Annotated in this window: 13 protein-coding genes; 9 read left to right on the plus strand and 4 right to left on the minus strand. The window is 67.6% G+C overall.

The genetic code is table 11. From position 1 onward, the window contains the following. Nucleotides 1-33 precede the first annotated feature (33 nt). Genes FDA38_RS33065 through FDA38_RS33085 form a run of 5 tightly spaced genes read left to right on the plus strand, consistent with a single transcriptional unit; the run spans nucleotide 34 to nucleotide 5,457 of the window. Complete coding sequence (locus FDA38_RS33065; protein WP_137258110.1) at nucleotides 34-1,047, plus strand: ABC transporter ATP-binding protein; 1,014 nt, start codon at nucleotides 34-36, stop codon at nucleotides 1,045-1,047. Next, on the plus strand, nucleotides 1,044-2,024 hold the full coding sequence (locus FDA38_RS33070) for an ABC transporter permease (RefSeq protein ID WP_137258111.1): 981 nt from the start codon (nucleotides 1,044-1,046) through the stop codon (nucleotides 2,022-2,024). Before FDA38_RS33065 ends, FDA38_RS33070 begins: the two co-directional genes overlap by 4 nt. 1 nt (nucleotide 2,025) lies before the next feature. Then, on the plus strand, nucleotides 2,026-3,060 hold the full coding sequence (locus FDA38_RS33075; RefSeq protein ID WP_170989954.1) for an ABC transporter permease: 1,035 nt from the start codon (nucleotides 2,026-2,028) through the stop codon (nucleotides 3,058-3,060). Beyond that, nucleotides 3,057-4,055, plus strand: coding sequence for an ABC transporter ATP-binding protein (locus FDA38_RS33080; protein ID WP_137258113.1), 999 nt, complete (start codon nucleotides 3,057-3,059; stop codon nucleotides 4,053-4,055). The genes FDA38_RS33075 and FDA38_RS33080 overlap by 4 nt, the downstream gene beginning before the upstream one ends. 10 nt (nucleotides 4,056-4,065) lie before the next feature. Continuing rightward, nucleotides 4,066-5,457 carry a GH1 family beta-glucosidase gene (locus FDA38_RS33085; RefSeq protein WP_137258114.1) on the plus strand — a complete coding sequence of 464 codons (1,392 nt, stop codon included), beginning with the start codon at nucleotides 4,066-4,068 and terminating at the stop codon, nucleotides 5,455-5,457. A 12-nt stretch (nucleotides 5,458-5,469) separates the two neighbouring features. Here the strand turns inward: FDA38_RS33085 and FDA38_RS33090 are convergent, their stop codons facing one another. Further along, nucleotides 5,470-5,892, minus strand: a complete 423-nt coding sequence (locus FDA38_RS33090) for a DUF7144 family membrane protein (RefSeq protein ID WP_137258115.1) — start codon at nucleotides 5,890-5,892, stop codon at nucleotides 5,470-5,472. 160 nt (nucleotides 5,893-6,052) lie between these two features. Here FDA38_RS33090 and FDA38_RS33095 point away from each other — a divergent pair, with 160 nt between their 5' ends. Together FDA38_RS33095 and FDA38_RS33100 are read left to right on the plus strand one after the other, a co-directional pair. Beyond that, on the plus strand, nucleotides 6,053-6,805 hold the full coding sequence (locus tag FDA38_RS33095) for a hypothetical protein (RefSeq protein ID WP_137258116.1): 753 nt from the start codon (nucleotides 6,053-6,055) through the stop codon (nucleotides 6,803-6,805). Nucleotides 6,806-7,105: 300 nt separating this feature from the next. Then, nucleotides 7,106-7,594 carry a DUF7144 family membrane protein gene (locus FDA38_RS33100; RefSeq protein ID WP_137258117.1) on the plus strand — a complete coding sequence of 163 codons (489 nt, stop codon included), beginning with the start codon at nucleotides 7,106-7,108 and terminating at the stop codon, nucleotides 7,592-7,594. Between the two features lie 28 nt (nucleotides 7,595-7,622). Here FDA38_RS33100 and FDA38_RS33105 read toward each other — a convergent pair whose 3' ends face one another. From FDA38_RS33105 to FDA38_RS33115, 3 genes are all read right to left on the minus strand, one after another. Continuing rightward, nucleotides 7,623-8,234 carry a hypothetical protein gene (locus FDA38_RS33105; RefSeq protein WP_137258118.1) on the minus strand — a complete coding sequence of 204 codons (612 nt, stop codon included), beginning with the start codon at nucleotides 8,232-8,234 and terminating at the stop codon, nucleotides 7,623-7,625. 183 nt (nucleotides 8,235-8,417) lie between these two features. Then, nucleotides 8,418-8,909 (minus strand): DUF1269 domain-containing protein, encoded by a 492-nt coding sequence (locus FDA38_RS33110; RefSeq protein ID WP_137258119.1) that lies wholly within the window; start codon nucleotides 8,907-8,909, stop codon nucleotides 8,418-8,420. A 96-nt stretch (nucleotides 8,910-9,005) separates the two neighbouring features. Next, complete coding sequence (locus FDA38_RS33115) at nucleotides 9,006-9,902, minus strand: alpha/beta fold hydrolase (RefSeq protein WP_137258120.1); 897 nt, start codon at nucleotides 9,900-9,902, stop codon at nucleotides 9,006-9,008. Nucleotides 9,903-9,963: 61 nt separating this feature from the next. Between FDA38_RS33115 and FDA38_RS33120 the strand changes: the two genes are divergently transcribed. Both FDA38_RS33120 and FDA38_RS33125 read left to right on the plus strand, forming a co-directional pair. Further along, nucleotides 9,964-10,737, plus strand: coding sequence for a hypothetical protein (locus FDA38_RS33120; RefSeq protein ID WP_137258121.1), 774 nt, complete (start codon nucleotides 9,964-9,966; stop codon nucleotides 10,735-10,737). 69 nt (nucleotides 10,738-10,806) lie between these two features. Then, nucleotides 10,807-12,687: a glycoside hydrolase family 5 protein gene (locus FDA38_RS33125; RefSeq protein WP_137258122.1), complete on the plus strand. Its 1,881-nt coding sequence runs from the start codon at nucleotides 10,807-10,809 to the stop codon at nucleotides 12,685-12,687. Nucleotides 12,688-12,722: the final 35 nt, after the last annotated feature.

Genomic DNA, 12,722 nt, shown 5'->3' on the forward strand with positions numbered 1-12,722 from the left:
CCCCCGGCGCCGCGGACCCACGATTGGAGACCCATGACGGTCACCGAGACCGAGGTCGTTCTGGAGGCGGAAGGCCTCACCAAACACTTCCCGGTACGACGGGGCGTCCGTGATCTGCTGTCCCGCGAGCACAAGGTCGTGCACGCGGTCGACGACATCAAGCTCACGCTCCGCCGGGGCCGGGTGACCGCGCTGGTCGGCGAGTCCGGATCGGGCAAGTCGACGGTCGCGCGGCTGATGGCCCAGCTGTACGGGCGGACGGCCGGTGACATCCGCCTGCACGGCGAGTCCGTCACGGTGCGCGGCGGCCGCAAGTTCCGCGCGTATGCGCGCCGCGTGCAGATGATCTTCCAGGACCCGTTCGCCTCGCTGAACCCGACGCACACCGTCCGGTACCACCTGACCCGGTCGTTGAAGATCCACGGTCGCGCCGGCGAACTCGAGCAGAACCTCCGCGACCTGCTGGAGCGCGTGCAACTCACGCCTCCGGAGCGGTACCTCGACAAGTTCCCGCACGAGCTGTCCGGTGGCCAACGGCAACGGGTTTCGATCGCCCGCGCGCTCGGCGCCGATCCCGAGGCGTTGCTCGCGGACGAGCCGGTCTCGATGCTCGACGTCTCGATCCGCCTCGGCGTACTCAATCTCCTGCGTGACCTGAAGGAACGGCTCAACCTCGCCATCCTCTACATCACCCACGACATCGCGTCCGCTCGGTACTTCGCCGACGAGACCCTGGTGATGTACGCCGGTCGCCTGGTCGAGGGCGGCGAATCGGAAACCGTCACGCAGCACCCGGCCCACCCGTACACGCAACTGCTGATCGACAGCGCGCCCGACCCCGACCGCCTCGGCGAGCTCAGTACGCCGGAGGACCAGGCCGGCGGCGAACCGCCCAGCCTGATCGCACCGCCCACCGGCTGCCGGTTCCACCCGCGCTGCGTACACGCGATGCCGAAGTGCTCGACCGAGCTGCCGCCCCGCTTCGAGCTGCCCGCCCAAGGTCACTGGGCCGCGTGCTGGCTCTACGAGGAAGGGGCCACTCGATGAAGTTCCTTCTGCAACGGCTGGCCTTCTACGTCTTCACCGCGTGGGCCGCGCTGACCATCAACTTCTTCATCCCGCGACTGATCCCGGGCGACCCGGTGACCTCGCTGATCAACAAGTTCCAGGGCCAGATGAGCACCGAGGCGATCAATTCGCTGTACGTGCTGTTCGGCCTCGACAAGAACGCGTCGCTCTGGAGCCAGTACGTCGACTACTGGGGGCAGGTGTTCCACGGCGACCTCGGGCTGTCGTTCACGTTCTTCCCGACGCCGGTCGCGGACATCCTCAAGCAGAGCCTGCCGTGGACGATCGCGCTCGTCGGCATCACGACCTTCGCCAGCTTCATGATCGGTACGTCGCTCGGCGTCATCGCCGGCTGGCGGCGCGGCTCGATCATGGACGGCTTGTTGCCGGTGACAACCTTCCTGTCGTCGATCCCGTACTTCTGGCTCGGTCTGCTCGCGATCACGCTGCTGGCCGGTCCGGACAGCTTCTTCCCGTCGTCCGGCGGGTACGAACCCGGTCTGGTGCCGGGCTGGACCGCGGAGTTCATCGGCAGCGCGATCCAGCACAGTCTGCTGCCGGCGCTGACGATCCTGATCTCGTCGGTCAGCGGCTGGATCCTGACCATGCGGAACATGATGGTGACGGTCGCTTCGGAGGACTACATCACCGTCGCGCACGCGAAGGGCCTCTCCGAACGGCGGGTGATGGTCAGCTACGCCGCCCGCAACGCCCTGCTGCCGAACGTCTCCGGCTTCGCGCTGTCGCTCGGCTTCATCGTCGGCGGCACGCTGCTGGTCGAGATCGTCTTCTCGTACCCGGGCATCGGCTACAACCTGTTCCAGGCCGTCGGCGCCAAGGACTATCCGCTGATGCAGGGCGTCTTCCTGGTGATCACGCTGTCGGTCCTGGTCGCGAACCTGCTGGCCGATGTTGCGTACCTGCTTCTCGACCCGCGTACCCGGAAGGAGGGCTGACGTGTCCGCACCAACCAGCACCATCACCGCGGTCACCCCGGAAGGGCCGGAAGTCGCGGCTGTTCCCGCCAAGCGCCGCCGGCTGCGGTTCATCGCGAACCCGAAGGCCGCGACCGGCCTCGTCGTACTCGCGTTCTTCTGCCTGATCGCGATCATCGGCCCGTGGATCGCGCCGTTCGACCCGTCGGCGCGCAGCAGTGACCTGATCCAGCCGCCGTCGGGCAAGCACTGGTTCGGTACGACGCACCTCGGCCAGGACATCTTCAGCCAGGTTCTCGTCGGCACGCGTGGGGTGATGTTCGTCGGCCTGCTGGCCGGCCTGGTCGCGACTACGTTGTCGATCCTGATCGGCGTCAGCGCGGGCTTCCTCGGCGGCGCCGCGGACGACAGTCTGTCCGCGTTGTCGAACGTCTTCCTGGTGATCCCGGCGCTGCCGCTGATCATCATCGTTGCCTCAACCATCCCATCGGCCGGCGACCTGATGGTTGCCCTGGTCATCGGTTTCACCTCGTGGGCCTGGGGCGCACGCGTCCTTCGCGCGCAGACGCTGTCCTTACGACGGCGCGATTACGTCGAGGCGGCGCGGGCGACGGGTGAGAGCACCTGGCGGCTGATCACCTTCGAGATCATGCCGAACCTGACCGCGATCATCGCGTCCGGTTTCGTCGGTACGGTGATCTTCGCGGTGATGTCCGAGATCACGCTGGCGTTCATCGGCATCTCGACGATCTCCGAGTGGAACTGGGGCACGATCCTGTTCTGGGCGCAGAGCCAGCAGGCGTTGGCTCAAGGCGCGTGGTGGTGGTTCGTCCCGGCCGGCCTGGCGATCGCGGTTCTCGGTACGGCGCTGTCGCTGATCAACTTCGGCATCGACGAGTTCGTCAGCCCGCGGTTGCGGTCCAGCGGTCACACCCGGGTGAAGACCAAGGACGGCCATTCGGTCCGGATGCGGGTCGGGTTCACCCCGGTCCTGTCGTCGTCGCGCGAGCCGGTGACCCCCGTCGTACCTCGCAGTCATCAGGAGGAGGTCGCGTGAAGACACCCGTACTCGAGATCAAGAACTTCCATGTCGACTACGGTCTCGGCGACGAGGCGGTGCAGGCAGTCCGCGACGTGACGCTGACGTTGCACCGCGGCGAAGTACTCGGCCTGGCCGGCGAGAGCGGTAGCGGGAAGTCGACGCTGGCGTACGGCGTGACGCGACTGCTGCCGCCGCCCGGCGTGATCAGCGGCGGCTCGGTGATCTACCACCCGCCGACCGGCGACTCGTACGACGTGATGGCGCTGACCGATGCGGAGCTGCGGAAGTTCCGCTGGGCCGAGACGTCGATCGTGTTCCAGGGCGCGATGAACTCGCTGAACCCGGTGCACAAGATCTCCACCCAGATGATCGACGTGGTCAAGGCACACGAGCCGCAGCTGAGTCCGTCGGCACGGATCGCACGGGCGCAGGAGATGCTCAAGCTGGTCGGGATCTCGGCCGACCGGATGGACGCGTACCCACACCAGCTCTCCGGCGGGATGCGGCAGCGGGTGATGATCGGGATGGCGCTCGTCCTCGAGCCGCAGGTCGTGATCATGGACGAGCCGACCACCGCACTCGACGTGGTGATGCAGCGGCAGATCCTGGCGCAGCTGGTGGAACTACGGGAACGCCTCGGCTTCTCTGTCCTCTTCATCACGCACGACCTGTCGCTGCTGGTCGAGTTCTCTGACCGGATCGCGATCATGTACGGCGGCCGTATCGTCGAGCAGGCGCGCTCCGGCGACCTGTACAAGGACTCGTTGCACCCCTACAGCGAGGGCCTGCTGAAGTCCTTCCCTGCCTTGCGAGGCGAACGGCGCGAGCTGTCCGGCATTCCAGGTTCTCCGCCCGACCTGCGCGGCATGCCGTCAGGCTGCTCTTTCCACCCCCGCTGCCCGCAGGCCTTCGAGCGTTGCTCCACGGAGATTCCCGTGCTGGGAATCCCGGCGGCACGCAACGACCCCACCCGTTCCGTCGCGTGCTGGCTGCCCGGCCGCACGGCTTAGAAAGGCGATTATGAGCAACGATTCTGAGCTGGTCGCGGGACTCCCGTCCGGATTCCGCTGGGGCGTCGCGACGTCGGCGTACCAGATCGAGGGCGCGATCAGCGCGGACGGCCGGACGCCGTCGATCTGGGACACGTACTGCCGGGTGCCCGGCGCGATCGACAACGGTGACACCGGGGACATTGCCTGCGACCACTATCACCGGATGCCGGCCGATGTTGCCCTGATCAAGGATCTCGGCCTGGATACCTATCGGTTCTCGGTCGCATGGCCGCGGGTGCAGCCGCACGGCAAGGGTCCGGTGAATCCGGCCGGTATCGGGTTCTATGACCGGCTGGTCGACGAGCTGCTTGCCCAGGGCATCGACCCGTGGGTGACGCTGTACCACTGGGATCTGCCGCAGGAGCTCGAGGACGCGGGCGGCTGGCCGGTGCGTGATACGGCGTACCGGTTCGCGGAGTACTCGATGCTGGTGTTCGACGCGTTGAAGGACCGGGTCGACACCTGGACCACGCTGAACGAGCCGTGGTGCTCGGCGATGCTCGGGTACGCGTACGGCGCACATGCTCCGGGGCGGCGCGAGTACCCGGCCGCGATCGCCGCCGTACACCACCTGCTCCTCGCCCACGGACTTGCAACCGAGGCGATGCGCACGGCCTCACCCCGCAAGCTCGACATCGGCATCACCCTCAACGTCGCCACGGCGTACCCCGCCTCGGATGCAGAGCCGGATGTCGACGCCGCACGCCGGGCCGACGGGATGGGCCGGCGGATCTACCTCGACCCGCTGGTGCACGGCCACTACCCGGCCGATGTGGTCGCCGATCTCGCCCGTGAAGGAGTCGAGCTGCCGATCGAGGACGGCGACCTCGAGATCATCTCGGCGCCGATCGACGTGCTGGGCGTCAACTACTACTTCAGCCAGAAGTTCACCGGCTACGCCGAGGACGGCAGCACGCTCGACGCTTCAGGGTTGCCTGTCAGTCGCGACGTACCGCTCGGCAAGCCGCGCACCGCGATGGACTGGGAGATCGTTCCCGAAGGCTTCACCGATCTTCTGCTCAGCATCGCCCGCGACTACCCCGGCCTCCCGATGGTCATCACCGAGAACGGCTCCGCCTTCGAGGACGTCCCCGACTCCGAGGGCTTCGTCGACGACACCGACCGTACGGCGTACTTCACCTCCCACCTCGCCGCCGTGGCCGACGCGATCCGGCAGGGCGCCGACATCCGCGGCTACCTCGCCTGGTCCCTGATGGACAACTTCGAATGGGCCTACGGCTACGTCAAGCGTTTCGGCATCGTCCGCGTCGACTACGAAACCCAGAGCCGAACGCCCAAACGGAGCGCCCTGTACCTGAAGGAGCTCGCCGCCCTGCACCGGGGCCGCGGGACGTCGTGAGGTCGTCGGTGGCTACTCGGCGATCTCGCGCCCGTGGGCAGTCAGCGCCCAGATGATCAGCAGGTTCATCGCGATCATCGTGAGCGACCAGGCCGGACTGGCGGCCAGGAATCCGACGTTCACGATCGCACTCGCCATGGCCACCAGGACACCGACGATCCGGGCCCACATTTTGCCGGCGAACACGGCCAGTCCGGCTGCGGCGATGACGACACCACCGACGATGTGGACCCAACCCCAGACCGTGTAGTCGACCTGCACGGCGAGCCCTGACTTCTCGACCTGGTAGTAGCCGTCCTCGAACAGCGCCACGAGTCCCTGGAGCACATGGAAGACCCCGAGCAGCACCATGATCACGCCGGCGAACGCGATCCAGCCCACCCAGCCCGACATCATGGTGGGCGGGACACCGTGCCTCCGGCCCGGTTCAGCCACGTCAGCTGCTTCGCTCGATTTCGTGGAGTTCGACGTGGAATGCGACATGGCCGTCTCCCCTCGATGGAATCCTCGGCTCCAGCCTTCGCCCAGTCGGCCCCGCTTGCCTCATCCGGCGAGGATGAGGCAGGCCCGGCCTGAAAATGACACATTCCTGAGGGTGAGTGAGGCGCAGCGGCGATCCGGTGCCGAACAACCCGACGCCCGCGGACCACGAGGCGTAGGCCGGCTGGTCTGGTGGTGGTGTGCCTGTCTGGTGGCCGGGGTCGGAACGGTTTGCGTGCTCGCCCAATGGGGGGTGTCGGCGACAGTCGTCTTCGTGGGGCTCGGCGCGCTGGTGGCGGCCGTCGTCGCCTCATCGATCTGGTCGGGCGACTTCGTCCAGGGAGCGACGCGCAAGATCACCCTGACGACAGTTGCCGGCGCTGTTCTCGGACCGGCGGTGGCCGGACTGGTCGGAGCCTTCGGCGCCGTCGGCCTGTTGATCGTGCTGATTCTGATCGGTACGACGCCGGCGCTCGTCACGTGGGTCCGAACCCGATGGTTCGCGGCCGGCGGCAATCCGTCGCAACAGCGCCAGCCGGACGGCGCGGTCCCGATCCGGCCCGCCGAGGAGCAGCCGACCGCACAGGGGCAACCGCGGACGGAGACAACGCCGGAAGCGGAGGCGCAGTCGGATCTTGGTCAGCTCGACGACGAGGCGCTCTGCCTGGCGTGGCGCCGGAGCTTCGTCCAGCTGGAGGCGGCGTCGTCGGCATACGAGCGCTTGACCCTGATCGCGCGGCGGCAGCAGTACCTCGACGAACTCGAGCGGCGATCGCCGCGCGGACTCGCGGCCTGGTTCGCCTCGGGTGCGCGCGCGTCCGGTGACCCGTTGCCCTACATCCACGGAGCCCGGCGCCCGACCGAGTGACAGGTACCGACGGGACGAGATCGTCCGCCGAGGATGACGCGCGTCCGGCCGACCGCGCCTACGGTCGGCCTATAGGTGGAGCGTGCGACGGATCGTCAGGATCGATCCGGACGCACCCGCCGGCGTCGCTCTTGGTGTCATTCTCTGAGGGGTGGATGGCGCCAAGAGCCGTCAGCCGCAGCGGCTCGGCGGCCGGATTCATCCGCGTGGGGTGAGGTGCGGGGTGCGTCGACGGAGACACCATCCAGAGGAGGAGCCGCCGGTTCCGGCGGTACCTGACGCACGAAGGGGGATGTCGAAATGGCTGCGAAACGGGCCGGGGCGGCCATGACCGGTTTGGTCGTGTTCGCGGGTGTGATGCTCGTCATCACCGGGCTGGTCAACGTGTTCGAAGGATTTGTTGCTCTGTTCAACGACGAGCGTCTGGTGATCACGCCGGAGCATTTCGTCGTCGTGGATCTGACCGGCTGGGGATGGGTTCTGCTGATCTCCGGGCTGCTCCTGCTGGCCGCAGGATGCGGTGTGCTGGCGGCGCAGTCGTGGGCCAGGATCACGGCGATCATCCTCGTGGGGCTGCACGCCGTACTGCAGATCCTGTCGCTCGGCGCCTACCCGGTGTGGTCACTGCTGATGGTCGCGCTGGACATCGCCGTGCTGTACGCGCTGACCTCCGGGTGGGGTGAGGCGCGCGACCGGATCGGCCGGCGCTCCGAGGACGCCGCCTGGGACGGCCAGCAGAGCAACACTCAACCAAGCGCGACCGAAGAGCGCGTACCACCGATGGCGTAGCGGCAGCCGCCCGTGGATCCGCTCGGCGTCAGGGCCGGCGCACGACCGTCGTGTGCCGGCGCGGCCAGCGCGGCCGGCTGAGGAGCACCCGTACGGAGAACTCGTCCACCTGGTACTGCGCCCCCGGCGACCCCTGCGATCCGGTGTCCGAGCCGAAGGTGACTTCCTCGATGCTGAGCCGGTGATTTCGACCGAGCCGGTCGTGATAGCCGACCAGCCTGCCGTCCACGCGCAGGAAGGTCTTGCCGCTGGTGTGCCAGTCGAGGCGCAACTCCGTGAAGCGCGTGCTGGGTGTCGGCAACTGACCCAGGTCATGAACGACCCGTTGCAGCTTGACCCGGATGAGGGCCTGGCGGGTCGTCAGTGGCTCGAGTCCCAGGTCGAACGCGTCCCCGAGCTGAAGGATCCGCAACGAGGAACTGACCGTCGGCGCCGGATGCTTGATCCGTAGCAGGCAGCTGAGCCCGATGACGTCGAGGAGCGGCGTGTCGAGCCGGTAGCGCAGGATCCGGCCGGGTCCGATCGGCAACGCGCCGTCGGCCGGATCCACTGAGGGTGCGCCCGGCGAGAGGCTGCCGGGCAGACCCTGGCAGGTCGGCGGGACAGGATCCGGGAACTCTGACGACACCCTGCGCAGCATGCTGCTCTCCCCCATCCCGGCTGTTCCTACGAAGGCGAACCCGCGGCTCGCCCTGGTGCCGGCGATGACCCTGGCGCAGAGCCTCATTGCGATCATCGGGTGAGCATCAGGGCGAGCCTGTTCCGCCGGCTCGGCGCCGCGTCGTCACGCGCGCCGGCGGGCGCTATGCGGTTCCGGAGCCCGCTACTGGGCGATCATCTCGCGCAGTTCGGCCTCCTGCTCGGCCGAGAGGTTCGACTCGATCAGCTCGGGCCGCAGCCCGCGCTCGTCGAAGGCCGCTTTCACCTTGTCGCCCACAGCGTCGCTCGACATCAGGAAGAGTGCCGAGGTTCCGGGGGTGATCTTGTCGCGGGCAGACTTGATGAAGTTGTCGTCGATGCCGACGTCGCTCAGCGATCCCGCCAGCGCACCGGTCGCGGCACCGATGGCCGCACCGAGGAACGGAACAAGGAAGATCAGCCCGAACAGCATGCCCCAGAACATGCCGCCCATCGCCCCGGCGCCCGCGAGGCTGTGCAACTGCCGGGTCTTGGGCTTCTTCTTACCCGGCTCCCAGGACACCGTCGCCGCGTCGTGCACCTGGATGAGCTGTTGTTTGGCCAGCATCTCCAATGTTCCGACCGCGTCCTGGGCTGCTGTCGGGCTCTCGAACTTCCACACCGTCAGTGTCGCCATCGTGCACTCCCTTGGTCGGTCTGTCCGTCATCAGCAGCCTCGACCGACGACAAGCCCGACGCCTCATCCCCACCGGATGAACGAGGCCGCGGTACCTCAAACAGCCGGCCGCCCTGCACCGAGCGCGCTGAACAGCTCGTCCCAGTGCCCGAAGATCGTCCGGCCGTGGCCCTCGCCGGGGCGGACGATCAGCGTGGCGTCCGGGATCCGTTGGGCGAACCAACGGCCGTGTGAGGACGGCACCATTCGGTCCGTCTCGCCGTACCACAACCACGTCGGCACGGTGAGCTGCGTGGGATCCACATCCCACGCACCTCCCCAGGCCACGTTGTCACGCGCATAACCGTCGTACGACGCGAGCGCCTCACGCATGTCGGCCGCCCACACTTCACGCGCCGCCGCGTCCAGCCAGCCGAGCTCCTCCCCCGGCACTCCCTCGAAGAACGCATCAACCACGTCCGCGTCGTCGAGGCTCAGCATCCGGTCGAAGTCCTGCGCCGCCTGCTCACGGAAGCCGTCCAGCGCACCGACGACATCACCCGCATCCACCAACGCGAGGAGCGGCAGATCCGGGTCGTCCGGATCCGGCGGCTCGATCAACCGCCACGGCCCGACCCCACCCGCAAGCCCAACCGCCTTCACCCGTTGCGGATCCGCAAGCCCGGTGGCGATCGCGTACGGCCCACCTCCCGAGGCGCCCAGTACGGTGAAGTCGCCGATGCCGAACTGGTCAGCAACCAGCAAGGTGTCGTGACCAACCGATGCCAAGCTCGGCGAGGTGTACGTCGACCCGCCGTACCCCGGCCGACTGAACGAGATCAGCCGCACCCCACACCGCCGCGCGGCCCCGTCACCGAGCGATGCCTGCAGCCGCCCGGACGGCGTCCCGTGGTGAAAGATCACCGGCTCGCCTGCCGGGTCGCCGCCTTCCCAGATCTCGACGACGCGGTCGTCCGCCAACACAATGCGTTCTGGTCTAGGCAAAATGATCACTCACCGTTACCGTAGTGGCGGATCCCGAGGGGGGCTCGGGGACCGGGGGGAAGGAATCATCATGTCTCAGCAGCATCCGCACGACCCGAACCAACCGCAGTTCCCGCAGTACCACTCACCACAGCAACCGCCGCAGCCGCCGTACCCGCCGTACCCGCGGCATCAGGCGCCGTACTCGCCGCAGCCGCCGGCACCGGGGTCGAAGAAGAAGCCGCTCTCGCAGGGTGCGAAGGTCGGGTGGGCTGTGGTGTCCGGCCTCATCCTGTTCGCCTTCGGCGCCGCGGCCGGCAACGCGGGCGCCGGCAAGCAGTCGACCGCTTCGGCGGACCTGCCCGCACCGACAATCACCGTGACGATCCCAGGCAAGCCGGTCGAGGTCACCGCCCCACCGACAACCGTCACCGTCACAGCTCCACCCGCCAAGCCACCAACCGACACCAAACCAACCACGGCGCCGAAGACCACCAAGACCACCTACAAGAAGCTCACCGCTCGCCAATGGGCGAAGATCGCCAAGAGCCCCGACGACCACATCGGCGAGGCGTACGTCGTCTACGGCCGCGTCACGCAGTTCGACGCCGCAACCGGCGAGGACGCCTTCCGGGCCGACGTCGACGGCGTGAAACACAAGGTGGAGTACGGCTTCGTCGACTACCCGACCAACACCGTCCTGACCAACCTCTCCGCCGACGTCTCCGACCTGGTCGAGGACGACCTCTTCCAGGCCAACATCCAGGTCCTGGGTTCCCTGTCCTACGACACCCAACTGGGCGGCGAAACAACAGTCCCGAACCTGTCCGTCATCTCACTCAAGGTCATCGGCAGCGTGAAGTAACCGCCGTCGGCCCGGTGCGACGCGCCGGGCCCACGGGCGCCGACCACCACGAGCCCGGACGATCGGAACATGCGCAGAATCGCCCCGTCTGCAGTCATCGTCATGCTCCTGGCCGTCATCACCCCGACAGTCCCCGCGACCGCCTCCGCTCCCGCCCGCGCGTCCGCTCAGCTCGTCGCCGACTGGACTCCCCCGTTGAGCACCCGTGGTCGCTACATCGTCGACGCCAACGGCAACCGTTTCCGCCTCAAGTCAGGCAACTGGCACGGCGCCAGCGGTACCTGGAACGGCTCCGGCGACCAGAACGACAACTCCAACCACCATGCCGGCGAGAACAGCAACCGCATGCCGCTAGGGCTCGATCGAGCCCCGATCGCGGACATCATCTCCGGCTTTGCCGAACTCGGACTGAACAGCATCCGCCTCCAGTTCTCGAACGAAATGATCCACGACACCGCACCGATCCCGGCCGCCGCCGTCGCCGCGAACCCGAGCCTGGCCGGCAAGACACCGCTCCAGGTGTACGACGTCGTCGTACAGCAGCTGACCGCCGCCGGATTCGCGGTCATCCTCAACAACCACACCAACACGACCCGCTGGTGTTGCGGGGTGGACGGCAACGAACGCTGGAACGCGAGCCAGTCGACCGACACCTGGGAGAACGACTGGCTGTTCATGGTCAACCGCTACAAGACCAACCCGCGCGTCGTCGGCGCCGACCTCTACAACGAGGTACGGCGCAACGTCCTCGACGACCCGAACTGGGGCCTCGGCGACGACCACGACTGGTTCGCCGCGTCCCAGCACCTCGGCGACCGGATCCTCACCGAGGCAAACCCGAACCTGCTGATCGTTGTCGAAGGCATCAACTGGACCGGCATCCCGGTCGACGGCTTCCCGCACGACCGGCCGACACTGACCCCGGCGCGCTACCTGTCCCACACGTTGGTTGCCTCCGACAAGCTCGTGTACTCGGCGCACTTCTACGACTACACCGGCCCACGCCACAGCGGCGCGACCGGCATGGGTGAGACGAGTGATCCGCGGTACCGCGATCTGTCGCCGGAGGAACTGATCAGTGAGCTGAACCGGCAGGCGTTCTTCGTCACCGGCGAAGAGGGTCATTTCACCGCGCCGCTCTGGATCAGCGAGTTCGGCATCGGCCGTCAGGGGACGGGAACGTTGCAGCGTGCCTGGTTCGAGCACTTCGTCGATCAACTGATCCGCACCGACGCAGACTTCGCGTACTGGCCGCTGGTCGGCTGGCACAACACCGACGGCACCCCGGACAACGGCTGGGCCCTGCTGGCGTGGGACTCCACCGGCCACCGCATCGGCCTGTACGACGGCGACGACTGGCGCGCGCCCGCCTGGACCCGACTGATGAACGCATCGACCAAGACCGGACCGGTCGACACGGCAACGATCTGGAAGATGCTCAGCCCCGACCACGGCGACTTCGTCGAGTCCCTCCGGATGCGCGCAGCCGGCGACTGGGACAACGGCGCCCGCAAAGCCGCGTGCCCCGACGGCCTCCGCCTGATCGGCCTCAGCCACACCGCCAACCGCGGACTCTGCCGCTCCGGCGGACCGACCTCGTCGAGCGCATATGAGGTCGTGAAGGACGAGCGCCATGTCTCGTCCGACTGGGCTTCCGGCTACACGAAGTACGAATGCCCCCCGAACTTCTACCTGACCGGCTACAGCGTCCGCGGCGCCCGCGTCTCCGCCGCCCTCTGCACAGCCACCTCCCAATCCCTCGGCTCGACCGCCCGCACCATCTGGTTCGACCGCGGCGACAACCGAACCGGCGCCGGCGGCGACTTCGCAACCGGCAACTACAAAGGCCAATGCGCCAACGACGAATACGCCGCCGGCCTAGCCTTCACCACCCGACCCGGCTCCACCGGTACCCCGGACGCGCTGTACTGCCGCAAGCTCGCGGGATGACTGTTGTCCAACTCCGCCAGGATCGGGCCCTGGCG

Source organism: Kribbella jiaozuonensis, assembly GCF_005233875.1.
GTDB lineage: Bacteria > Actinomycetota > Actinomycetes > Propionibacteriales > Kribbellaceae > Kribbella > Kribbella jiaozuonensis.

Coding starts and splice junctions, on each gene's coding strand:
- FDA38_RS33065 (WP_137258110.1), top strand. CDS start 34: ATGACGGTCACCGAGACCGAGGTCGTTCTGGAGGCGGAAGGCCTCACC.
- FDA38_RS33070 (WP_137258111.1), top strand. CDS start 1,044: ATGAAGTTCCTTCTGCAACGGCTGGCCTTCTACGTCTTCACCGCGTGG.
- FDA38_RS33085 (WP_137258114.1), top strand. CDS start 4,066: ATGAGCAACGATTCTGAGCTGGTCGCGGGACTCCCGTCCGGATTCCGC.
- FDA38_RS33100 (WP_137258117.1), top strand. CDS start 7,106: ATGGCTGCGAAACGGGCCGGGGCGGCCATGACCGGTTTGGTCGTGTTC.
- FDA38_RS33105 (WP_137258118.1), bottom strand. CDS start 8,234: ATGCTGCGCAGGGTGTCGTCAGAGTTCCCGGATCCTGTCCCGCCGACC.
- FDA38_RS33110 (WP_137258119.1), bottom strand. CDS start 8,909: ATGGCGACACTGACGGTGTGGAAGTTCGAGAGCCCGACAGCAGCCCAG.
- FDA38_RS33120 (WP_137258121.1), top strand. CDS start 9,964: ATGTCTCAGCAGCATCCGCACGACCCGAACCAACCGCAGTTCCCGCAG.
- FDA38_RS33125 (WP_137258122.1), top strand. CDS start 10,807: ATGCGCAGAATCGCCCCGTCTGCAGTCATCGTCATGCTCCTGGCCGTC.